Annotated in this window: 22 protein-coding genes and 1 pseudogene; 17 read left to right on the top strand and 6 right to left on the bottom strand. The window is 64.9% G+C overall.

Annotated features, from left to right (window positions below):
• Positions 1-62 precede the first annotated feature (62 nt).
• The 9 genes from J4P02_RS00870 to J4P02_RS00830 all read left to right on the top strand — a co-directional run bounded on the left by J4P02_RS00870 (position 63) and on the right by J4P02_RS00830 (position 9419).
• Complete coding sequence (locus J4P02_RS00870; RefSeq protein WP_426186695.1) at positions 63-1028, top strand: glycosyltransferase; 966 nt, start codon at positions 63-65, stop codon at positions 1026-1028.
• Positions 1021-2157: a glycosyltransferase gene (locus J4P02_RS00865; RefSeq protein WP_426186692.1), complete on the top strand. Its 1137-nt coding sequence runs from the start codon at positions 1021-1023 to the stop codon at positions 2155-2157. Before J4P02_RS00870 ends, J4P02_RS00865 begins: the two co-directional genes overlap by 8 nt.
• Position 2158: 1 nt before the next feature.
• Complete coding sequence (locus J4P02_RS00860; protein WP_426186689.1) at positions 2159-3157, top strand: polysaccharide deacetylase family protein; 999 nt, start codon at positions 2159-2161, stop codon at positions 3155-3157.
• A complete protein-coding gene (locus tag J4P02_RS00855; protein WP_426186686.1) occupies positions 3154-4461 on the top strand; it encodes an oligosaccharide flippase family protein in 1308 nt (435 codons plus the stop codon). The genes J4P02_RS00860 and J4P02_RS00855 overlap by 4 nt, the downstream gene beginning before the upstream one ends.
• Entirely contained in the window at positions 4461-6389 is a 1929-nt protein-coding gene (locus J4P02_RS00850) for a hypothetical protein (protein ID WP_426186683.1), read from the top strand. The genes J4P02_RS00855 and J4P02_RS00850 overlap by 1 nt, the downstream gene beginning before the upstream one ends.
• Positions 6386-7090, top strand: a complete 705-nt coding sequence (locus J4P02_RS00845) for a GNAT family N-acetyltransferase (protein WP_426186680.1) — start codon at positions 6386-6388, stop codon at positions 7088-7090. The genes J4P02_RS00850 and J4P02_RS00845 overlap by 4 nt, the downstream gene beginning before the upstream one ends.
• The gene (locus tag J4P02_RS00840; RefSeq protein WP_426186677.1) at positions 7087-8211 is read left to right on the top strand and encodes a GNAT family N-acetyltransferase; all 1125 of its coding nucleotides are present in this window, start codon (positions 7087-7089) and stop codon (positions 8209-8211) included. The genes J4P02_RS00845 and J4P02_RS00840 overlap by 4 nt, the downstream gene beginning before the upstream one ends.
• On the top strand, positions 8208-9023 hold the full coding sequence (locus J4P02_RS00835; RefSeq protein WP_426186674.1) for a ChbG/HpnK family deacetylase: 816 nt from the start codon (positions 8208-8210) through the stop codon (positions 9021-9023). The genes J4P02_RS00840 and J4P02_RS00835 overlap by 4 nt, the downstream gene beginning before the upstream one ends.
• A 144-nt stretch (positions 9024-9167) precedes the next feature.
• On the top strand, positions 9168-9419 hold the full coding sequence (locus J4P02_RS00830; protein ID WP_426186671.1) for a DUF2790 domain-containing protein: 252 nt from the start codon (positions 9168-9170) through the stop codon (positions 9417-9419).
• A 48-nt stretch (positions 9420-9467) separates the two neighbouring features.
• Here J4P02_RS00830 and J4P02_RS00825 read toward each other — a convergent pair whose 3' ends face one another.
• Entirely contained in the window at positions 9468-9731 is a 264-nt protein-coding gene (locus tag J4P02_RS00825; RefSeq protein ID WP_426186668.1) for a DUF1652 domain-containing protein, read from the bottom strand.
• Between the two features lie 331 nt (positions 9732-10062).
• A pseudogene (ilvA, locus tag J4P02_RS00820) lies at positions 10063-11076 on the bottom strand (threonine ammonia-lyase, biosynthetic); the annotation flags it as partial.
• A gap of 295 nt (positions 11077-11371) precedes the next feature.
• Here ilvA and J4P02_RS00815 point away from each other — a divergent pair.
• Together J4P02_RS00815 and map are read left to right on the top strand one after the other, a co-directional pair.
• Positions 11372-11572 (top strand): ParD-like family protein, encoded by a 201-nt coding sequence (locus J4P02_RS00815; RefSeq protein ID WP_426186665.1) that lies wholly within the window; start codon positions 11372-11374, stop codon positions 11570-11572.
• Positions 11569-12333 (top strand): type I methionyl aminopeptidase, encoded by a 765-nt coding sequence (gene map / locus J4P02_RS00810; RefSeq protein ID WP_426186662.1) that lies wholly within the window; start codon positions 11569-11571, stop codon positions 12331-12333. Before J4P02_RS00815 ends, map begins: the two co-directional genes overlap by 4 nt.
• 8 nt (positions 12334-12341) lie before the next feature.
• Here map and J4P02_RS00805 read toward each other — a convergent pair whose 3' ends face one another.
• Positions 12342-13928 carry a RimK family protein gene (locus J4P02_RS00805; protein ID WP_426186660.1) on the bottom strand — a complete coding sequence of 529 codons (1587 nt, stop codon included), beginning with the start codon at positions 13926-13928 and terminating at the stop codon, positions 12342-12344.
• Between the two features lie 93 nt (positions 13929-14021).
• Here J4P02_RS00805 and rimI point away from each other — a divergent pair, with 93 nt between their 5' ends.
• A complete protein-coding gene (gene rimI, locus J4P02_RS00800; RefSeq protein WP_426186657.1) occupies positions 14022-15125 on the top strand; it encodes a ribosomal protein S18-alanine N-acetyltransferase in 1104 nt (367 codons plus the stop codon).
• Between the two features lie 91 nt (positions 15126-15216).
• On the opposite strand, the gene J4P02_RS00795 is transcribed toward rimI, so the two are convergent.
• The 3 genes from J4P02_RS00795 to lpxO form a co-directional block, all read right to left on the bottom strand.
• Entirely contained in the window at positions 15217-16368 is a 1152-nt protein-coding gene (locus tag J4P02_RS00795; protein WP_426186654.1) for a PQQ-dependent sugar dehydrogenase, read from the bottom strand.
• 77 nt (positions 16369-16445) lie between these two features.
• Positions 16446-16820, bottom strand: coding sequence for a hypothetical protein (locus J4P02_RS00790; RefSeq protein ID WP_426186651.1), 375 nt, complete (start codon positions 16818-16820; stop codon positions 16446-16448).
• A gap of 252 nt (positions 16821-17072) precedes the next feature.
• Entirely contained in the window at positions 17073-17972 is a 900-nt protein-coding gene (lpxO, locus tag J4P02_RS00785) for a lipid A hydroxylase LpxO (RefSeq protein ID WP_426186648.1), read from the bottom strand.
• A 349-nt stretch (positions 17973-18321) separates the two neighbouring features.
• Here lpxO and J4P02_RS00780 point away from each other — a divergent pair, with 349 nt between their 5' ends.
• From J4P02_RS00780 to J4P02_RS00760, 5 genes are all read left to right on the top strand, one after another.
• Positions 18322-19062, top strand: a complete 741-nt coding sequence (locus J4P02_RS00780) for an alpha/beta fold hydrolase (protein WP_426186645.1) — start codon at positions 18322-18324, stop codon at positions 19060-19062.
• 115 nt (positions 19063-19177) lie between these two features.
• Complete coding sequence (locus tag J4P02_RS00775; RefSeq protein ID WP_426186642.1) at positions 19178-19471, top strand: hypothetical protein; 294 nt, start codon at positions 19178-19180, stop codon at positions 19469-19471.
• A gap of 56 nt (positions 19472-19527) precedes the next feature.
• On the top strand, positions 19528-19737 hold the full coding sequence (locus J4P02_RS00770) for a hypothetical protein (protein WP_426186639.1): 210 nt from the start codon (positions 19528-19530) through the stop codon (positions 19735-19737).
• A gap of 229 nt (positions 19738-19966) precedes the next feature.
• The gene (locus tag J4P02_RS00765; RefSeq protein ID WP_426186636.1) at positions 19967-21553 is read left to right on the top strand and encodes an ABC-F family ATPase; all 1587 of its coding nucleotides are present in this window, start codon (positions 19967-19969) and stop codon (positions 21551-21553) included.
• Positions 21554-21703: 150 nt separating this feature from the next.
• Positions 21704-22891, top strand: coding sequence for an MFS transporter (locus J4P02_RS00760; RefSeq protein ID WP_426186633.1), 1188 nt, complete (start codon positions 21704-21706; stop codon positions 22889-22891).
• Position 22892: the final 1 nt, after the last annotated feature.

Below are 22892 nucleotides of genomic sequence, written 5' to 3'. Positions count from 1 at the left end.
TCGAACCCGGCGCCGCAGTCCCGCGCCGCCGCACCGACACCATCTGGCCAAGGGAGGCAAAGATGCACAGGATCAGCGTGATAGTGCCCATGTACAACGAGGCGCGTCACATCACCCGCACCCTGGACAGCGTGATCCTCGCGGCCCGGGTGGCGGCCGTCGATTGCGAGCTGATCGTGGTCGACAACGGCTCCACCGACCAGGGGCCGCAACGGGCTCGCGAGCTGGGGGCGCGGGTGCTGCTGTGCCCGGGCCTGTGCATCGGCGCCTTGCGCAATCGTGGAGCAGCCGCGGCCACCGGTGATTGCCTGGCGTTTCTCGACGCCGATATCGAGGTGCCGGCCAACTGGCTGCAACTCTGGCAGCAGGCCCTGGCGACCGGCAGCACCGAAGTCTTCGCCCTGGATTGCGCAGCGCCGGGCCACGCCCCCTGGTTCGCCCGCGCCTGGCAGCGGCGCAGCCTGGCCGGCAATCGCCAGCCGCGCCTGCTGCACTGGCTGCCAACCCCCAACCTGTGCCTGCAACGCTATTGGTTCGAGCGCGTGGGCGGCTTCGACGAACAGCTGCGCACCGGCGAGGACAAGGACTTCGGCCTGCGCCTGCATGCCGCCGGCGCCCGTCAGTTGAGCCTGGCCCAACCCCAGGTGCTGCATTGGGGCTTCGAAGGCAGCTGGGCCGAATGGGCCGGCAAGGAACGCTGGCGCCAGGGCAGCCATGTGCAACTGCTCCGAAACGCCGGCCTCGACCTGCGCCTGCTGCGCTTTCCGCTGCTGTGCCTGGGCACCGCCGGGTTCAGCCTGCTGGCCCTGCTCGGGCTGCTGCTAGGGCGCCCGGGCGCGGCCCTGGGCTGCCTGTTGCTGGCGGCCCTCGCGCCCCTGTTACTGGCCCTGCGCCAGGGCTGGCGCCAGCGCGAACCGCTGTTGCTGCTGCAACTCTGGCTGCTGCACGGGGTGCGCTTGCACCTGGGGGCCCTGGCCCTGCTGCAGGCCCTGTTGAACAACGCTGTGGGGAGACCTGAACGTGGCTAAGACAATTTTCTGGCTGTGCCTGCTGCTGCCTTTCTATGCCTGGGTCGGCTACCCGCTGCTGCTGGGGCTGTTCGGCCTGTTCGCCAAACCGCGCCCGGTGCCCCGCGGTGAGCCCCTGTCGGTGACGGTGATCATCGCCGCGCACAACGAGGGCGCGCATATCGAGCACAAGCTGCGCACCCTGCTGCTGCAGGACTACCCGGCCAGCGACCTGCAGATCATCCTCGCCAGCGACGGCTCCAGCGATCACACCGTGGCCGCTGCCCTGGCGCTGCACGACCCGCGGGTGCTGGTGCTGGACCTGCCCCGGGCAGGCAAGGCCGGGGCGCTGAACACCGCAGTGGAGCTGGCGCGCAACGATATCCTGGTGTTCACCGACGCCGACAACCAATGGTCCACCGACACCCTGGGCAAGCTCCTGGCGCCGATGGCCGACCCCCAGGTGGGGGCCTGCGGTGGGCATATGATCATTCCCCGGCCGGGGCACAACCTGAGCCTGGGCGACAGCCTCTACCGCCACTACGAAGCCTGGCTGCGCGAGGCGGAGAACCGCACCGGCTGCATGGTCTCTGCCGACGGCGCGCTGCTGGCCCTGCGCCGCGAGCTGTTCCAGCGGATTCCCCCCGAGGTCAACGACGACTTCTTTATCAGCACCTGCGCCCCGGTGGCCGGCAAGCGCATCGTTTATGTGGAACAGGCCCAGGTGCTGGACCAGGGCGTGGACGAGGCCGGCAAGCAATACCGTCGGCGCCTGCGGGTCACGGTGGGCGGCCTGCAAAGCCTGGCCCAGCGCCGCGAGCTGCTGAACCCTTGGCGCCATGGCGGCTATGCCATCGCCCTGATCAGCCACAAGCTGATCCGCCGCCTGGCCCCGGTGCTGTTGCTGCCGCTGCTGCTGTGCAACCTCTGGCTGTGGGATGCGGGGGTGTTCTACCGCCTGTTGCTGATCGCCCAGTTGCTGGGTTATGGCGCCGGCATCCTTGGCCTGCTGGACAGTCGCGGGCGCCTGCCCAAGGTGTTTCGCCTGGCCGCTTTCGTCCTGGTGACCCTGGCCGGCATGAGCGTGGGCCTCTGGCAATTTCTCCGCGGGCGGCGCTACGCCCTGTGGAATCCGCAACAGAATCGCTGATATGAACCTCAAGCAAAGCCTCAAGCGCCTGCTCGGCAGCGCCTACCTCAACAGCTTCGGTCGCGCGCGCCTGAGCGAGGCCGGAGTGGTGCTGATGTTGCACCGGGTGCTCGCCGACTCGGCGGCCGCCAGCCTGCCCCATCGCGCGCCGCTGTGTGTCGGCCAGAGCCAGTTCGAGCAGCTGCTGCAATGGCTGCGCCGGCATTTTCATTGCGTGCCGCTGCAACAGCTGCTGGAGTTTCCCGGTGCCGATCGGCCGCGGCTGGCCCTGACCTTCGACGACGGCTGGCGCGACAACGCCGAGCTGGCCTACCCGCTGCTGGAGCGCTACGAGGTGCCGGCGAGCATCTTTCTTTCCACGGATTTTATTGGCAGCCACCAGGGCTTCTGGTGGGAAGCCATTGGCGAGACCCTGTGGCAGCAGGCCGATAGCCCTGGCGCCAAGCCCCTGCGCGAGCAATTGCAGGCCCTGGACCTGGCGCCGCCGGAAGCGCTGCTGCGACGCGGTGTCGACCCGGCCCGCAGTCGTGCCCTGGGCGCCTATCTGCAACGCCTGAAGACCCTAGCACCACAGACCCTGCAAACCCTGGCCGATAGCTGCCCGGCCACTGCCGCCCCGCATGCGCTGGACTGGGCCCAGGTGCAGCGCCTGGAGCGTTCAGGGCTGGTGCGTTTCGGCCCCCATGGTGCCAGCCATGGCATTCTCACCGGCCTCGACGGCTCGGCCTTGCGCGCCGACCTGCAACGTTCCCACCAGGCCTTGCAGGAACATTGCCAGGCACCGCTGGGGGTGTATTGCTACCCCAATGGCGATCACAGCCCACAGGTGCGCGCCGCGGTGGCTGAGCTTGGCTACCGCTTTGCCCTGGGCACCCAACCAGGGCTGATCGAGGCTGAAGGCAACTCGCTGCTGGCCTTGCCGCGCATCGATGTCAGCCAGGCCAACGCCGCGCGCCCGGGGCTGCTGGCCTGGCGCCTGTTGCAGGGAGCCCGGGCATGAAGCGCGGCGGCTACCTCTGGCACCTGGTGCTGAGCCTGGGCACCCGGCTGCTGATGATCGGCCTGCGGCTGCTGCGCAATGTGTTGCTGGCGCGCCTGCTGGGCCCGGCGGACCGCGGCCTGTTCGCCCTGCTCAGCAGCCTGCCGGACCTGATTGCCGCCGTGACCAGCGGCGGCCTCAACACCGCAGTGGGTTACCAGGCCGCGCGCCAGCGGCCCATGGGCCTGTTGCTGACCCAGGTGCTGGTGTACGGCTGCCTGTTGGCCAGCCTCTTGACCCTGGCCGGCCTGGCCTTGATGCACAGCCTTGGCAGCCAATGGGAGCTGAGCCTGCAACTGGGGGACCTGGCCTGGCTGCTGCTGTTGGCGGTGCCCTTGAGCGTGCTCAAGAGCGGCCTGTTGACCCTGCACAACGCCGATGGCCGGGTGGAGGCCTTCAATGCCCTGCGCTTGCTGGAATCCCTGGTGCCGCTGCTACTGTTCGTCGGCCTGTGGTGGCTGTACCGCGAACAACCGTTGAACGCGGCGATCGCCAGCTGGCTGGGGGGCACCTTGCTGGTGGTGCTGGTGGGGGCCTGCTGGCTGCGGCGCTGGCACGACCTGAGCCTGCGCTGGCAACCCGGGGAACAGGCCAAGCTGTTGCGCTACAGCGCCCAGAGCCATCCCGGGGTGCTGTCCCAGCAATTGCTCCTGCGTTCGGACTATCTGTTTATCGGCGCCCTGCTGGAACCTGCGGCGCTGGGCTGGTACGCCATGGCCAGCGCCGCCGCCGAGCTGCTGCTGATCATCCCCGAAGCGGTGACCACGCCCCTGATGAAGCGCCTGCTGCAACAGGGCGCCGGGATCGAGCAGCTCACTGCCCTGGCCCTGCGCCTGACCGCCACGGTGATGCTCGGCGCCTGCCTGGGCATGGCGCTGATCGGCCGTTGGCTGATCGTGACCCTGTTCGGCGCCGACTATGCCCCGGCCTACAGCGCCCTGCTGGCCCTGCTGCCGGGGCTGTTGGGGCTGTGCTACGCGAGCATCCTGCGCCTCGACCTGCTGGGCCGGCAGCGCCCCGGCGCGCTGTCCTGGCTGCTGCTGGGGGGGGCCGTGCTCAACCTGCTGCTCAATGCCCTGCTGATTCCCCGCCTGGGGCTGGTGGGCGCCGGCCTGGCCTCATCCATCGCCTACCTGGCGGTGAGCCTGGCCATGCTGGGGCTGTACTGCCGCCTCAGTGGCGTGGCCTGGCAGCACACCCTGATTCTGCTACCCGGAGACCTCCGTTACCTGCGCGAAATGCTGCGCCCCAAGGAAAAGGCCTGATGAAACTGCGTTCCCTGTCCGCCCTGATGCTGCTTGCCCTGGCCTGCTCGACCCTGGCGGCGCCCATGCAGTGGGGCGATATCCGCGATGGCAGCCTGTACCTGCAAGCCGCTGCCGACGACCGCCTGCACCTGCGCTGGAGCCCGGCCTGGCAAAGCGACGCCAACCACGAACAGCTGTACCTGCTGCGCCCGGACGGGCAGTTGCTGCAACAGCTGGAGATCCGCGCCGACCAGCCCTACGGCGAGCGCGAGATCGCTCTGCCGGCGGCCGCCGGCGACTACCGGCTGCAGGTGCCGGGCTACAGCTTCCGCAATTTCAAGGTGGGCCACGACAGCGCCACGCAAGCGCAATTCGAACCGGCCAAGGTGCATTTCAGCGCCGATGTGCCCAGCGGCGTGGAGCTGTACTTCAAGGTGGCCGCCGGTGAACACGCTGTACTGGCCGGCAAGTACCACGGCGGCGTCAGCCTGCTGCAGGCGGTGCGCCTGAGCGACAACACCCAGGTGCGGCTGAAGTTGCAGCCCTACTCCGAGTACCGCCAGTTCGACCAAGCGCCCTTGCCGGTGGCGGCCCAGGATGAAGTCTGGCGCCTATCCCTGGGCGGCTCGGGCAAGGTCGGCTTCTGGCTCGACGGCACCGCCAACCTGTTCGCCCAGGACCTGCGCCAGTTGCATCCCTTGCAGTGGACGCCGGGCCGGGTCGCGCTGCAGCTTCAGCCGCAGATGCCCGGCCCCAGCCCTCGCCTGGGCATCGCCCTGCCCTATGCCGAGCCGCCGCCGCAGACCTTCGAGCTGCTGCGTGCCCTGGCGCCGCGGGCGGCGAACTTCTACAGCTTTGTCGATGTGATCCGCCAGGAGCCTGCGCGCGAGCTGGGTTTTCGCCGGCTGTACCGCGAGCAGTTCGGCATCGACCGCGACATCACCCTATTGGCCGGCACCGGGCGCCGCGCGGTGCTGCAAGCCGACAGCCAGAGCCTGGACGGGCTGGATGCCTGGCTGGCGCACAGCGTGCAACTGGGCCACCAGGGCCTGCACTACCTGGCCTTCGCCGACGAGCCCAACCTCAACTACCCCAGCTATGGCGCCTTCGCCGAGTATTTCACGCGCATGCTGGCGCGCACCCAGGCCCACCCCGAGGCCCGGGCGGCCGGGGTGCGCATTGCCATGCCGGTGAGTTCGCGGCTGCTGGACGGGCCCTTCCGTACAGGCGCCGGGCAACGCCGCGGCATCGACTGGGCGCGCCAGCTATTGGCCGAGCATGGGGCGGATATCGACGCCCTGGCCTGGCACGAATGGATGGTCCGCGACCTTCTGGCCACCCGCCGTTACCGCGACAGCGTGCGCGCCGCCGCCGAGCTGGTGGGGCTCGATGCCCAGGGCCGGCCACGCAAGGCGCTGCTGCTGAGCCAGACCAATATCTCCAGCGGCCCGGACCTCAGCCCCTATCAGCAAGACAGCCATTACGCCGCCCTGTGGTGGATGTCGGTGGTGATCAACGCCTCCCAGGACGGCCTTTTGGACATGCTCAACTGGTTCCAGGCCGCCGACGAGCCCGAGTACCCCAAGGGCATGCTGGCCCAGCAGGACGCCCAGCATTTCAGCCTCAAGCCCGTGGCCCTGGCCCAGCAATTTATCCAGCGGCACTGGCTGGGACAGGTGCAAACCCTCGACAACCCGGCCTTCGAGCTGGACGCCCTGGCCCTGGGCGATGGCCCGCGCCACGCCCTGCTGGGGGTGAGCAAGACCCCACGCGCACAAGACATCGAGCTGGCGGGCGCCCAGGCGCTGTGCCAGTCCAACCCGCGCCTGGAGCTGCTGGGCGCCGATGGCCACAGCCGCGACGCCAGCCTGCGCTGTAGCGATGACCGGGCGCAGTTTCATGTGCCCGGTGAAACCCTGTTTGCCTTGACCTGGAAAACCCCATGAATCACCTGAACGACCTGTTGGCCAGAATCCGCCGCAAGGGCCTGCGGGGCAGCCTGCGGGTGCTGCGTGAACGCTTCTTCTATTACCACTGGGAGCTGCTGACCCTGGAGCGCTCCCTGGCGCTGCCGGTGCCCTGCCCGATCAACCCCGAACGCTGGCCCCAGGTGCCTATCAGCCACGAGCTGCTGCCGGCCTTCGACAAGTACTTCAAGGCCCAGTTGCCGGCGATTCGCGGCCTGCTGGACAAGGGCAGCCGCGGCAGCGCACACCTGGACCCGGACGGCAACGTGATGATGATGGTGTGGATCAGCGAACGCGATTATTACGACGACCAGCTGTATCGCTGCTGGATGCGCGTGCCGCCGGGCTGCCTGTACCAGTTCGCCGGGGAATGCGCGCAGCCGTTTCGTGGCTCGGGGGTGGTGATCCTGGCGCAGAAGCTGCTGTGGGACGAATACCGCGCGCGGGGATTCAAGGCCACCCGGGCCCTGGTCAACCTGCGTAACGAGCCGGCGCTGAAGATGCACATGCGCCTGGGCTTCCAGGAAGTCGGCGAGGTGCTGCATGTCTATTGCCTGCTGCGCTGCCTGCACTTTCACCGTCGCCGGCCCTATCACCAGCCCCGCCTGCACCACCTGCGACGCGGGCGCTTGGCCGAGGCCCAGCCTAGCCACCAGCCGAACAGCAAGGAGCACCTGTGAAACTGCGTTGGCAATGGTGTGCCAGCCTGCTGGCCGAGGACTTTCCGGTGGGCGCCTATGAACAGCTGCGGTGCAGCGTCGAAGGCGCCACCCCGTTCAATCGCCTGGGCTGGCTGCGCGGCGCCGAAAGCGCCCTGCACGGGCAACGGCTGCAGATTTTGCTGGGCTGGCAAGATCAGCGCCTGCTGCTGTGCCTGCCGCTGATTGCTGGACGCGAAAGCCGCGCCGGCCTGCCGCTGCGGGTGCTGCGTCACCTGGGCCACCCCTTGGCCGATCGCTTGGCGCTGCTGGTGGCGGATGAAGCACGGGGCGCCATGCAGGAAGCGCTGCAAGAGATTCGTCGACAGCTGCCCCACGACCTGCTGCAACTACACGAGCTGGTGGCGGCCGAGCAACTGCTGCAGCCCTGGGGCCGGGCCAGCTGGTATGTGCAGCAGTCTCTGACCTGCCGGGTGCCCGAGCATCGGATAGTCCCCGAAGATCGCCAGGAAGCCAGCGGCAACCTGCGCTATGAACTGCGCCGGGCACAACGGCGCTGCGCCGAGATCGAGGCCCGGGTGTTGCGCATTGCGCCCGGGGCCGATGAGGTCGATGAACTGCTGCAACGCTTGCAGACAGTGGAACAGGCCAGCTGGAAAGGCGCCGATGGCCTGGGGATTTTCTCCGGTGCTCAGCGCCAGCAATGGATGCACGGCGCCCTGCGCGGCCTGGCCGCCGAAGGCTGCCTGCGGGTGGTGCTGCTGGAGCATCAAGGCCGCTGCATCAGCTACCGCCTGGGCCTGTTGGAAAACGGCCGGTTGTATGACTACAACATCGCCTTTCTGGCCGAGTACGCCAGCCTGGGCAGCGGCCGCCTGCTGCTCGACGAATGGATTCGCTGGGGCCTGGATCAAGGCTGGCACTGGGTGGACGCCTCGCGGGTCAGCCTCGGTCGCTCCAGCCATCAACTGCATGAACGCCAGAGCGGCCAGGTGCTGCAGCAGCGCTGGAGCTTCTACAGCCGGCGGCCCCGCGGCCTGCTGGCGGGCAGCGGCGAATGGCTCTGGCAACGGCTCAAACCCCATCTTCAGGCCTGGCGCCAACGCCGCCAGCGCCACCCCGCACAAGGAACTCGCCCATGAAGCCGACCCAGGCCGCCAGCCGCCCGCAGCGGGTCATCGTCAATGCCGACGACTTCGGCCTCGACCCCGACTACAACCAGCTGACCCTGCGCGCCTTTGCCCGCGGGGTGATCAGCTCGGCAACCCTGATGGCCAATATGCCGGCCTTTGCCGATGCCTGCAGGCTGGCTCGGGAGCATGGCCTCAGGGGCCGCATCGGCCTGCATTTCAACCTGACCCATGGCGCCCCGTTGAGCCCGGGCATGGGCCAGCAGCGGCAGTTCTGTAATGCCCAGGGCGAGTTCGAGCTGAATCTGCCGCGCTCGCAGCTAAGCCTGAAGCCGGCAACCGCCGAGGCCGTGCGCCAGGAGTTGCTGGCACAGTGGCGCAGCTGCCTGGACCAGGGCCTGCGCCCCAGCCATATCGACTCCCACCAGCACGTGCACAACTTATGGCCGATTGCCGCGATCGTCGCGCGCTTTGCCGCCGAGCAAGGGGTGCCGGTGCGCCTGGCGCGCAATGTCGGCGGCAATATCGGCCCGCTCAAGCGCCTGTTCAAAAGCGCGCTGAACTGGCGCATCCGCCGGCTGGCCGGGCCCGGGGTGCGCTGGGTGTGCACGCCCAGGGACCTGCTGCAAGGGTTTCGGCCCCAAGGCCTGATCGAGGTGGTGGCCCATCCGACTCAACTGGCCGATGGCGATTTCGGCGACGACTACCTGCCGCCGGGGCAATCATTGCTGCAGGTGCTGGACCAGGCCTTGCCCGGGCATCGGCGGCTGGCCTACAGCGAGGTGCGCAGTGACCCGGTTGGCAATCAGCGAGAAAAAAGTTAGCTGCCTACTGAAATTAATCGGCGGTTAATCCTGCGCTCCGACAGTTGAGGTGACCGCGTAAGGTCGGGTTTTTCCGAATAGCTGCGCGGCAAGTTCCGAGCTTAAAGCTAGGAACTGACCTGGAACCTGCATCGGAGAATCACCATGAACCTGCGTATCGGCTTGACCCTCACCCTGCTGCTCGGCGCCGCCAGTGGCCTGGCCCAGGCGGACACCCACGCGGTGCCCTATCACTACGGAATGCCTCTGCATGTAAGCAAGGTGATCTCGATGAGCGAACCTGCAACCCAGGACTGCAAAGTGATCACCGCCGACATGAAGTTCATCGACAAACAGGGCAAGCCCGAGGAAATCACCTACAGCAAGATGTCCGACGCCTGCAGCAATCAGAACTGAGGTCCTGCCAATCCCGGGCCTGGGCTCGATCCAGGCCCGCAATAGGCGTTAGTGATGGGCGCGCTTCAGTTCCACGTGGCCCGCGCCGTGTGCCAGGTCATAGCGCAGCTCGGCGATCAGTTCGTTGATTTCCCGGCAGCCATTGAGTTGCGCGGCATCGATGCCGGTGACCAGCAGGTCGACCCGGTCGGTGGCAGGGTCGCCGAAGACTTTCACCGTCATCGACAGGTCAGGGCTCAGGGTGCATTGGCAACGCTTGGGTAGAAAACTGCTTTCGATGATATTGCGTAGTTCCAGGGCAGATAGAAACATGGCGACTCTCTCCTTCGGTGCGAGACGGCCAATCAATGGCCGAACGCTGTGACATCCGTGTTCATGGTGGGCCCAGGCGTGGTGCTAAGGGTTATTGCAGACGGGGCCAAGCTACAGACTAAGCTGCTTTCCAGGCCTCGCTAAATTCGATTTCGCTCTTTGCAATGTGGTTTTTTGCCAAAGGTGGCGGTGGCGTGCTTACCTTCATCCCCACCCTGCTTCGGTTGTCCTGACCCTGCTACCGCTCTCGTAGGAGCCGGCTTGCCGGCGAAGGGGCCCGCAAGCCATGCACCGCTTATGCCGACGCCTTGGCTGGCAAGCCGGTGCCGACCAAGGCGGCGCGTTCGGCGACGTGACGCAGGCTGTCGAAATTGATATTGGCCCCCGAATCAATGGCCACCAGGGTCTGCCCGCATGCCCCGCTCTGGGGCACGTACTGCTTGATTCCGGCCACTGCCAGCGCCCCCGAGGGCTCGGTGATGGAGCGGGTGTCGTCGTAGATGTCCTTGATCGCCGCGCACAGTTGGTCGTTGCTGACGCTGATCACCTGGTCGACATGATGCCGGCAGATCTCGAAGCCATGCTCACCGATCTGCGCCACCGCGACCCCGTCGGCAAAGGTGCCAACCGTCGGCAGCACCACCCGCTCGCCGGCCGCCAGCGCCTGTTGCAGGCAGTTGGAATGCTCCGATTCGACGCCGATGATGCGGATCTCCGGCCGCAGGTATTTGACATAGGCGGCGATCCCGGCGATCAGCCCGCCACCGCCCACGGGCACGAAGATCGCATCCAGCGCGCCCTGTTGCTGGCGCAGGATCTCCATGGCCACCGTGCCTTGCCCAGCGATCACATGGGGGTCGTCGAACGGCGAGACGAAGGTCGCACCGGTGGCCGCGGCCAGTTCCAGGGCATGGGCCAGGGCGAAGGGAAAGCTGTCGCCATGCAACAGCGCCTCGCCGCCCCGGCTGCGCACCCCCAACACCTTGAGTTCCGGGGTGTTGGCCGGGACCACGATGCGAGCGCGAATGCCCAGCTTCTGCGCCGCCAGAGCCACGCCCTGAGCGTGATTGCCGGCAGAGGCGGTGACCACCCCGCGGCGCTTCTGCTCCTGGTCAAGCTGCGCCAGACGGTTATAGGCACCACGGATCTTGAAGGAAAAGGTCGGTTGCAGGTCTTCGCGCTTGAGCAGCACCTGATTGCCCAGGCGCTGCGACAAAGCCGGCGCTGCCTGCAACGGCGTGCACAGCGCCAGGTCGTACACCGGCGCAGCGAGAATCATCTTCACATAGCGTTCCAGCAGGGCCCGGTCGGCGGGAGGCTGGCAAGTGAGGCGGCGGTGCTGCATGGCGGATCTCCTGGCTGTGTTCGAAGCCCGGGAGACAGAGAGAAAAAACCCGCCTCCAGGGCGGGTTGGGTGCAGTCGTCAGCAAGCCCGCCAATAAGGAATGGCGGTAATAATGCTTGGCTGGGCAACAACGAGATAAAAATTCATTGGCGGAAACTAGCAGAGCCAGAGAACAGCTACAAGCGGCAAGCTTCAAGCTACAAGCCGCTCTCTCTTGCAGCTTGTAGCTTGCCGCTTGAGCCTCTTTATACGTTTTATATATGATTCATATATTTCCCCAAGAGGCTCTTTATTCATGGGTATCGTCAAGATCTCCGATGAACTGCACGAGCAGATCCGCATGGCCAGCGCCGCCATGGATCGCTCGATCAACGCCCAGGCCGAGTTCTGGATCAAGATCGGCCTGTTGGCCGAGCTCAACCCGCACCTGGCCTACCACGAACTGATCCACAAGCTGCTGCTGAACAAACCCGACCTGCTCAGGGGGCGGACATGACCCAGGGCTTGATCAAGACCCCGGAGCAACTGGCGCTGATGCGCGAATCCGGGCGCCTGCTGGCCCAGGTGTTCACCTACCTCGACGGTTTTGTCGGCGCCGGCCTGTCCACCCTGGAACTGGACAGCGCGGTGGAGCACTACATCCGCCACGAACTCAAGGCGCGCCCGGCAAGCAAGGGCCAGTACAACTACCCCTTCTGTATCAACACCTCGATCAACGAAGTGGTGTGCCACGGCATGCCCCACGCCAAGGCGGTGCTCAGGGACGGCGATATCGTCAATATCGACATCACCCTGGAGAAGAACGGCTATATCGCCGATTCGAGCAAGATGTACCTGATCGGCAACGTCGGGCCCAAGGCCCAGCGCCTGGTGCAGAGCACCTTCGAGGCCATGTGGGCGGCGATCGAGGTGGTGCGTCCCGGCGCCCGCCTGGGGGATATCGGCCATGCCATCCAGTCCCACGCCGAGGCCCGGGGCTACAGCGTGGTGCGTGAATACTGCGGCCACGGCATCGGCCGGCAAATGCACGAAGAACCGCAGATCCTGCATTTCGGCCGCCCCGGCAGCGGCCTGGAACTGCGCGAAGGCATGGTGTTCACCATCGAGCCGATGCTCAACCAGGGCAGCGCCCGGGTGCGTGGGCTCAAGGACGGCTGGACCGTGGTGACCCGCGACAACGGTCTCTCGGCCCAGTGGGAACACACGGTAGCGGTCACCGCCGAGGGCTACGAGGTGCTGACCCTGCAACCGGCCTGACGCCCCGCCTACCAGGCCTGGCCGCGGCGCTTGAGCTCCAGGCGGCGGACGAACTCTTCCAGCACCAGGGAATACAGGTCGTCCTGCAGGTAGGCGTCCTCGATGCCGGCGTCAAGGTTGGGGTTGTCGTTGACCTCGATCACCACCACCTTGTCGCCGGACTGCTTGAGGTCCACCCCATAGAGGCCGTCGCCGATCAGGTTGGCGGTCTTCACCGCCAGTTCCACCACCGCCCTCGGCGCCTCGTGCACCGCCAGGGTGCGGCATTCGCCGTTGATGTCCTGGCCCTTGGCCTTGTGGTTGTAGATCTGCCAATGGCCCTTGGACATGAAGTACTGGCAGGCAAAGATCGGCTTGCGGTTGAGCACGCCAATGCGCCAGTCGTACTCGGTGTAGAAGAATTCCTGGGCCAGCAACAGCACCGAGTGCTCGAAGAGTTCCGCGGTGGCCGCCAGCAGCGCTTGCTGGCTCTCGACCTTGATCACCCCACGGGAAAAACAGCCATCGGGAATCTTCAGCACCAGGGGAAAGCCCAGGCGCTCGCCTACCCGTTCGAAATCCTGCGGTCGCTCCTTGTAGAGAATCTCGGTGGCGGGCATGCCCAGCTGGTGGCTGTTGAGCAGGTCGGTGAGGTAGACCTTGTTGGTGCAGCGCAGGATCGAAGTGGGGTCGTCCATCACCACCAGCCCTTCGCTTTCGGCCTTCTTGGCGAAGCGATAGGTGTGGTTGTCGACGCTGGTGGTTTCGCGGATCAGCAGCGCGTCGTATTCGGCCAGGCGCGCGTAGTCCTTCTTCTCGATCAGCTCGACATCAATGCCCAGGCCCTTGCCCACGCGAATGAAACTGTCCAGGGCCCGGGCGTTGGATGGCGGCAGGCTTTCATGGGGATCATGGAGTATCGCCAAGTCATAACGGGCCACTTGCCGGGACCTGGGCAGTCGCCAGACCTTGCGACTGAAACTGTCCAGGGAGTTGGCGAACTGATCTTCCTGGTCGTCGCGCAACTTATGCAAGGCCCCCGCCTTCACCCCTTCTATGTGCCAACTATCGGTGTGCTTGAAGTTGACCAAGAGAATCGGGCAAGGAAACAACTCGAATAACTGGCGGGCCAACTCTTGCAGAGGCTCTATATGGGTTTTGCCGAAATACAGGGTCAGGGTAAAACCTTCGGTAGCGCTGTAGAGGTGATTGCTCAGGGCTTTTTCCAGGCGCTTGTCGAGATCATCCAGAACCAGGCCATAGAGAGCCTTGCGGGTCAGTTCGCTGATCGTGCGCACCGAGGGAATCGCCCGGTGACCGCGGGCTTCGGCCAGCAGCGAACAGTAGTAGCCGTGCCCCAGGTACTTGTAGCTGCGGCACAGGTTGATCACCTGGAGCCTTTTCCCCGGGGCACTTTCGCGGCTTTGCTCAAGGTATTCCTGGGCCGTGAGTATGTTTTCACTGGGGAAGTAAGACGCCCAGTCTTCCTTGCGCTCGACAATGATAAGCAGCTCGCTGGAAGTTGCCCGGGGCCGTGGAAAATAACTTGTGGAAGTGATTGAAGCCGGCAAACTTTGCTCGGATACTGCTCGCCAATGACCTTGTACCGCTGACATAAAGTTCGCTCTCGCTGAAGAACCTGACCCTTTCTATTAAGCACGAACTTTTTTTGAAGTCTCGTTTCATTACGCAACTTTTACGGCGGTTATATGGATCTTGTCTTTCGCACTGCAGTCCCCGACGACTTGCCGGCGCTGGTGGCCCTGGAACAGCAATGTTTCACCAGCGACCGGCTGAGCCCACGCAGTTTCCAATGGATGATCAGCCGTGCCCATGGCCATTTGCTGGTGGCCGAGCACCAGCAGCAGGTGCTGGGCTACGCCCTGGTGTTGTTTCATCGCGGCACGTCCCTGGCACGCCTGTACTCCATCGCCATTGCCGAGGACGCCCGCGGCCTGGGCCTGGGCAAACGCCTGCTGCAACGCATCGAAGCCTGCGCCCTGGAACACGACTGTGCCTACCTGCGCCTGGAAGTGCGCAGCGACAACCTGGCGGCGATCGCCCTCTACGAGCGCCAGGGCTACCGGCGTTTCGCAAGGCTGCATGACTACTACCAGGACCACGCCGACGGCCTGCGCCTGGAAAAACGCATCCTGCAGCATCGCGAGACGCGCAATATCCGCGTGCCCTACTACCAGCAGACCACCGATTTCACCTGCGGCCCGGCCTGCCTGCTGATGGCCATGGCGGCCCTGCAACCGGCCAGGCCCCTGGAGCGGCGTGAGGAATTGCAGCTGTGGCGCGAGGCGACCACGGTATTCATGACCGCCGGCCACGGCGGCTGCAGCCCCCAGGGCCTGGCACTGGCGGCCTGGCGCAGGGGTTTTGCCGTGCGCTTGCAAGTCAACAGCGCCGGGCCGCTGTTTCTCAATGGCGTGCGCGACGAACACAAGAAAGACGTAATGCGCCTGGTGCACGAGGAGTTCTGCCGCGAGCTCGACGCCAGCCAGGTGCAGCAGGTGCTGGGCGGCCCGCTGGACCTGCCCGGGCTGTTGCGCGACGGCGGCCAGCCGCTGGTGCTGATCAGCAGCTACCGCCTGACCCGCTCCAAGGCGCCGCACTGGGTAATAGTCACCGACTGCGACCAGGATTTCGTCTACCTGCATGACCCGGAGGTGGACCACAGCCAGCATCGCCAGCCGATGGACTGCCAGCACCTGCCGGTGAGCCATGGCGAATTCGACAAGATGTGCAGCTTTGGCAGCAGCAAGTTGCGGGCTGCAGTGGTGCTGTTTGCTGCGCCTTGCTGGTAGGAGCCGGCGGGTCGGCGAACAGGCCCTGGAGCCTTGCGCCGTGATGGCGGGCGCTTTCGCGGGCGAGCCCGCTCCTACGTTTGGCGCCGGGTTATTGCAGGTCGATCTTGTAGAGCACGCCCTGGTCTTCGTCGGTGAGGATATAGAGGTAGCCGTCCGGGCCCTGGCGCACGTCACGGATACGCGCCTTGAGATCCCCCAGCAGGCGCTCCTCATGCACCACTCGGTCGCCGTCGAACTGCAGGCGGATCAGCTCGCGGCTGGCCAGGGCGCCGATAAACAGATTGTGCTGCCAGGGCTTGAAGCGATCCGCGTCATAGAAGGCCATGCCGCTGATGCCCGGGGACTTCTCCCAGACATGGTGCGGGGCCACGGTGCCCGGGGCGGTCTGGCCAACGGCCTCGGAGATCGGCTGGCCGGAATAGTCGATGCCATGGGTTGCCAGGGGCCAGCCGTAGTTCTTGCCGCGTTCGATGATGTTCAGTTCGTCACCGCCCTTGGGCCCGTGCTCGATCTCCCACAGGGTGCCGCTCCAGGGGTTGAGCGCCGCGCCCTGAGGGTTGCGCTGGCCGTAACTCCAGATTTCCGGACGCACGCCGGGCTGGCCGACAAAGGGGTTGTCGTCTGGCACACGGCCGTCCGGATACAGGCGCACCACCTTGCCCTGGAGCTTGTCCAGGTCCTGGGCGGTGGGCCGGTTGTTGTTTTCCCCCAGGGTGATGAACAGGTAGCCATCACGGTCGAACACCAGTCGCGAGCCGAAGTGATTGCCGGTGGACAGCTTGGGCTCCTGGCGAAAGATCACCTGGAAGTCCTCGAGGCTGCCAAGGTCCTTGGCCAGCCGTCCACGACCTACCGCGGTGCCGGCGGTGCCGCCCTGGCCACCGCCTTCGGCATAGGACAGGTAGACCAGGCGGTCCTGCTTGAAGTCCGGCGACAGTGCCACATCCAGCAAGCCGCCCTGGCCCTGGGCCCAGACCTGGGGCACCCCGCCCAGGGGCGCCGACAGCTTGCCATCGGCACCCAGCAGGCGCAGGTTGCCCGCGCGCTCGGTCACCAGCAGGCCTTGCCGGTCCGGCAGAAAGGCCAGGGCCCAGGGGTGGTTCAGGCCCTGGGCCAGCGGGGTCAGGCGCAGGTTGCCCTGCTCGCTGGGAAAGGTCTGGAGGTTGGCTGCCGCCGCTGGCAGCACCTGGCCCAGCAAGGCGCCGGCGCACAGGGTGGCGATAAGGGTCTTGCGCAACATGCTCGCTTCCTTCTGTGGATCAAGAGGTTCCCTGACAGTCACCGACCAGGTGGCCATCGTCTCGGTGATTTTCGGCTTCAGCGGCGATTGCCGTTGGCATCGTAGCTGGGGCTGGGCAAGCGTGGATCGGGGTTCGGCCGTTGCACCCCGCCGCGCGGGTAGCCATTGCCGATGCCGCCGTTTTCCAGGGTCGGCGCAGGCTTGGCAGGTGCGGTGTTGGGGCTGTGCAGCGACGGATTGGCCGGCTGGGTGCCCTGCATGCTGTTGGGGTTGGCTCGGCGGATGGGGTTGCTGTAGGGGTCGTTGTTGCCGCTGGCAGGCAGGTTTTGCGCCAGTTGCAGGGAGGCCGGCAAGGGCTTGGCGGGAGCAGCCTCAGGGCTGGCAGCCGAGGCTGGGGCGGCGACCCAGACCAGGGCGAAAATGGCCGCAAGGGCGCGAATCAGAGGGTGCATCACAAGCCTCCCGAGGCGTGGCGGATATCGAATTCGAGTCCACGCTACGCCCAGGGTTCGGCCTTGTTAATCAAATAATTTCGCAGAACATGTAACACCCGGTAACCGACCACCACCTTGCGCAGGAGCCGGGGCCATGAGCCTTGCAGTGTTCTCATCGACGCCTTCGCTGGCAAGCCGGCTCCTACGGTCCAGGTTCGCGGCGTTTTCCGTAGGAGCCGGCTTGCCGGCGAACAGGCCTGAGGCATCCACTCAGATATAGATGAACAGCAACAGCAAGGCGGCGAAGATCGCCCACTTTTCCAGGTAGTAGCGCGTGCGGTTGCGTTTTTTCAGCTCCTTGCCCCGCAGGCGGATCTTGTACAGCTTGGTGAAGGCACGGTTCAGGCCGCCAGTCCTGTCACCGGCATCGTTGGGCGAGCCGGCGGCGGACATCACGGTGCGGCTGAACCAGCCATTGAAGGCTGCGGCCCAGCGGTACTTCATCGGCCGCTCGACATCGCAGAACAGAATGATGCGGTTCTGCTCGGTGGTGTTTTCCGCGTAGTGGATATAGGTCTCGTCGAACATCACCGCTTCGCCATCGCGCCAGTGATAGCGCTCGCCATCGACCTCGATGTAGCAGCCTTCGCTGTTGGGCGTGGCCAGCCCCAGGTGGTAGCGGTAGGAACCGGCATAGGGGTCGCGGTGGCGCACCAGCTTGGAACCTGGCGGCAGTTCGGCGAACATCGCCGCCTTGATCGAGCCGATGCTCTGTACCAGCTCGGTGGTGCGCGGGCACAGCTTCATCGCCGAAGGATGGCTGTCGCCGTACCACTTCAGGTAGAAGCGCTTCCAGCCGGTCTTGAAGAAGGAGTTGAATCCCACATCGTTGTACTGGTCCGAACGCTTGATCTCGCCGGCTTGCAGCAATTGCTGGCCCTCGGCGCGGATTTCTTCCCAGTGTTCCTGCAGCTTGTTCATCTCCGGAAAATCTGCCGGGTCCAGGTACGGCCGGTTCGGATGCTTGGAGAACAAGTAGAGGAAGCAGTTGATGGGGGCCAGGAAGGTCGAGTGATCACTGAGCTGGCGCCCGAGCTTATGACGCACGCGCCCACGCAGGTGGACGTAGGCGATGGACAGGATATATGCAGCGGCAATGATGAGTTTCACGGAAATCGTCACACGTCAGAAGAGAACATGCTGCGCCCCTGAAAGCCCGAGGGCCAAAGGCAAATGGCAGCGTCTGAGTTGAAAAAAACTGATCGGCGCCTGGGTTGAACGCCGATCCGAGCCTTGGCATCTGGCCATTGGCTGGCATTTTAGCCACAGTTTGTAACCAATGGTTAACTCAAAATTGTGAAAAGCTTGGGGGCTTCTGTAGGAGTTTTCCTTGATTTCTGCAGGAATTGACTCAGGTCAATCGACAGGCTGCTGGCCATCCGCCTGCTGTCGCGACGCGCCGGGCAAGGTATGCTGCCGACCGCCAACGCCCCTCTTCCACCCGGCAAGGACCGCTGAATTGATCGACCCCACCCTGCCCCCGACCCTGGTACTGCTGCCCGGAATGGACGGCACCGGCCACCTGTTCGACCCTTTGTGCAAGGCCCTCAAGCCGCATATGCCGCTGCAAGTGGTGGCCTACCCCGACGATCAGTTCCTGGACTACCCCGCGCTGTTGCAACGGGTGTGGCCGCAATTGCCCAAGGACCGACCGTTCGTGCTGCTGGGGGAATCCTTTTCCGGCCCGCTGGCGGTGGCCATTGCCGCGCAACGTCCAGCCGGGCTGCTGGGGCTGGTGCTGTGCGCCAGTTTCGTCTGCAATCCACGACCGGCCTTGGCCGGGCTTTCGCCACTGCTGCCGCTGGTGCCCTTGCAACACCTGCCATTCTGGCCACTGGATGCCTTGCTGCTGGGCGGTTTTTCCAGCGCAACGTTGCGCACGGCCCTGGCCGGCGCCATTGCCCAGGTCAAGCCCAAGGTACTGCGGGCCCGGCTGCAAGCGGTGATTCGCGTGGATCAGCGCGAGGCCTTGCGCACTGTCGAAGTGCCGCTGCTGTACCTGCGGGCACGCCGGGACCGGCTGGTGCCGCCCGCGGCTTCGGCGCTGATTCGCCAAGAACGCGCAGACCTGCAACTGGTGGAAATCGACGCTCCGCACTGCCTGCTCCAGGCCGCAGCAGCGGAAGCTGGAGAACACTTGCTGGAGTTCATCCGCGCGGTGAGCGGCGAGCCCACGTCCCTGGAGCGCGCTTCGAGCTGATCCAGACGCACCGGACAAGGCTCGCGTTTTGTCGGCGCCTGCAAGCAACCGGCAGCGATATACTCCGACAACCGCTCCGGCGCCCTCCCCGGGCCGGACCTACAGGAGTTTTTCCGTGATGCGTCATCTGCCTGCTGTTATCCTGCTTTTCGCTGTCGCCACGTCGCTCTACGCCTGTACCACACAGCTCACCGCTGCCGGTCGCCAGGTCAATCTGGTCACTGCGGCCTCGGCACAGTCCTGCAAGGTGCTCAAGGCCTTCACTGTCAAGGGTTGGTCCAATGGCGACGCGCTGAACCTGGCCTTCAATCGGGCTGCCGAGCTGGGCGGCGACAGCCTGGCAGTGGTCGATGTCGGCGAAGACTCCAGGCTCCAGGCTGCGGCCTTGCAATGTCGCCAAGAGCGATAGGCTGCGGCAGTTCCATCATCCCGGTCGCGATAACGGCCTTGCAGAGGCCTCGGTATATGCCCAAGAAATCACCCCTAGAGACCCAGGCCACCAGTGCCGCAGAAATCGAACGCTCCATCCAGGCACTGAACAAGATGGCCGAGCGGCTGTGGGGCGACGGTCGGGAAGCCGAGGCGCAAGCCCTGCTCAATGCCCTGGATGCCTTGAACCGGGCGCTGGACCGAATCCGCATTGGCGAGAGCCGCAGAATCGTCACTCTTCATTAGCCATCGCCCAAGAACCGCCATACAACTGTCGTCGCAGCTATGCGACAATGCGCGCCATGTCTGGCATTAACCCCCGCATTTATCCCCCGGCAGCTCGGCCCTCCGCGCTGAAGCTGCTGTCAACTTATGCGCGCTGGATCAACCCAAGCTCGGATTGGCGCTCATCGGAACCCTTCCCGGTGACACCCAGCCGCAAAAGTGCACCCTAAGCTATTGATAGGTAAAGTAATTGATCTCCACTGCTAACATCACCATGCAGTTCGGCGCCAAGCCGCTGTTCGAGAACGTCTCGGTCAAGTTCAACAACGGCAATCGCTATGGCCTGATCGGTGCCAACGGCTGCGGCAAGTCGACCTTCATGAAAATCCTCGGCAACGACCTCGAGCCGTCCAGCGGCCAGGTCATGCTCGAACCCAATGTCCGCCTGGGCAAGCTGCGCCAGGATCAGTTCGCCTATGAAGAATTCACCGTGATCGACACTGTGATCATGGGCCACGAGGAGCTGTGGAAGGTCAAGGCCGAGCGCGATCGCATCTATTCGCTGCCAGAAATGACCGAAGAAGACGGCATGGCCGTGGCCGAGCTGGAAACCGAGTTCGCCGAGATGGACGGCTACACCGCCGAATCCCGTGCCGGCGAGTTGCTGCTGGGCCTGGGCATTCCCCTGGAACAGCATTTCGGCCCCATGACCGAAGTGGCTCCAGGCTGGAAGCTGCGGGTACTCCTGGCCCAGGCGCTGTTCTCCAATCCGGAAGTGTTGTTGCTGGACGAACCGACCAACCACCTGGACATCAACACCATCCGCTGGCTGGAAAACATCCTCACGGCGCGTAACAGCACCATGATCATCATTTCCCACGACCGGCACTTCCTCAACAGCGTCTGCACCCATATGGCCGACCTGGACTACGGCGAACTGCGCCTGTTCCCGGGCAACTACGACGAGTACATGACCGCCGCGACCCAGTCCCGCGAGCAGTTGCTGTCGGACAACGCCAAGAAGAAAGCCCAGATCGCCGAGCTGCAGACCTTCGTCAGCCGCTTCTCGGCCAACGCCTCGAAAGCCAAGCAGGCCACTTCCCGGGCCAAGCAGATCGACAAGATCCAGCTGGCCGAGGTCAAGCCATCGAGCCGCGTCAGCCCGTTCATTCGCTTTGAACAGACCAAGAAGCTGCACCGCCAGGCCGTGACCATCGAGCAGATGTCCAAGGGCTTCGACGGCAAGCCGCTGTTCAAGAACTTCAGCTTCACCGTCGAAGCCGGCGAGCGCGTGGCGATCATCGGGCCGAACGGCATCGGCAAGACCACCCTGCTGCGCACCCTGGTGGGCGAAATGACCCCGGACGCCGGTGCGGTGAAGTGGACCGAAAGCGCTGAAGTCGGCTACTACGCCCAGGATCATGCCCACGACTTCGAAGACGACGTCAGCCTGTTCGACTGGATGGGCCAGTGGACCCAGGGCGAGCAGATGATCCGTGGCACCCTCGGCCGCATGCTGTTCTCCAACGACGAGATCCTTAAGTCGGTCAAGGTGATTTCCGGTGGTGAGCAAGGCCGCATGCTGTTCGGCAAGCTGATCCTGCAAAAGCCCAACGTGCTGGTGATGGACGAACCGACCAACCACCTGGACATGGAATCCATCGAGGCGCTGAACCTGGCCCTGGAGAACTACCCGGGCACCCTGATCTTCGTCAGCCATGACCGCGAGTTCGTCTCCTCCCTGGCCACCCGCATCATCGAGCTGAGCCCTAGCGGCGTGATCGACTTCAGCGGCACTTACGATGACTACCTGCGCAGCCAGGGTGTGGTGTTCTAAAAGCAGCTACAAGCTTCAAGCTTTAAGCGGCAAGAAAAAGCCCCGTCACACTGGACGGGGCTTTTTTTGTGCAGATCGTTAGCCTGCTTTCTTTTCCCATCGCGGCACGCGATGATGCGCGTCTCTAACCGCCGCCCGCGAATGAGCCTCATGCCTGAGCCACACCCTCCCGCGCAAAGCTCCATGGCGATCACCCTGCAGATCGTCTCCATCGTTTTCTACACCTTTGTCGCCTTCCTCTGCATCGGCCTGCCGATTGCCGTGCTACCGGGCTATGTCCATGAACAACTGGGCTTCAGCGCGGTAGTTGCCGGGCTGACCATCGGCTCGCAGTACCTGGCCACCCTGCTCAGCCGGCCCATGGCCGGGCGCATGTCGGACACCCTGGGCACCAAGCGCTCGATCATCTATGGCCTGCTGGGGATTTTTCTCAGTGGCGTGCTGACCCTGGTTTCGGTGCAGTGGCAAGAGTGGCCACTGCTGAGCCTGATGGTGCTGCTGGGCGGGCGCCTGCTGCTGGGGGTGGCCCAGGGCCTGATCGGGGTCGGCACCATCAGTTGGTGCATGGGCCAAGTGGGCAGCGAACACACCGCACGCTCGATTTCCTGGAACGGCATTGCCTCCTATGGCGCCATCGCCATTGGCGCGCCGCTGGGGGTGCTGATGGTCGAGCAGTACGGTTTCGCCAGCCTGGGCATTGCCCTGGCGGTGCTGGCGGCGCTGGCCCTGGTATTGATCCGCAACAAACCTTCGGTGCCGGTAGTGCGTGGCGAGCGCCTGCCATTCTGGGCAGTGTTCGGGCGTATCGCACCCTTTGGCGTCAGCCTGAGCCTGGCGTCGATCGGCTATGGCACCTTGACCACCTTTATCACCCTGTTCTACCTCAACCGCGGCTGGACCGGCGCCGCCTATTGCCTGACGGTGTTCGGGGTGTGCTTTATCTGCTCGCGGCTGCTGTTTATCTCCAGCATCAGCCGCTTTGGCGGTTTTCGCTCGGCCATTGCCTGCATGTGTGTCGAGACCCTGGGCTTGGCGCTGCTGTGGCTCGCGCCCTCCTCCTCATGGGCCTTGGTGGGCGCCGGGCTCACCGGCTTCGGCTTGTCGCTGGTGTATCCGGCGCTGGGGGTGGAGGCCATCAAGCAGGTGCCCAACAGCAGCCGTGGTGCCGGCTTGAGCGCCTATGCGGTGTTCTTCGACCTGGCCCTGGCGCTGGCCGGGCCGCTGATGGGCGCGGTGGCGCTGAACCTGGGCTACCCGTGGATCTTCTTTTGCGCCGCCCTGCTCTCACTGTGCGGCCTGGGCCTGACCTTGCTGCTGCAACGCCGGGCCAGCGGTTAAG

This window comes from Pseudomonas sp. NFXW11, assembly GCF_049887815.1.
In the GTDB taxonomy this organism is placed as follows: Bacteria; Pseudomonadota; Gammaproteobacteria; order Pseudomonadales; family Pseudomonadaceae; genus Aquipseudomonas.
Note: the sequence above shows the minus strand (reverse complement) of the source record. Positions and strands in the feature narration are given on the sequence as shown.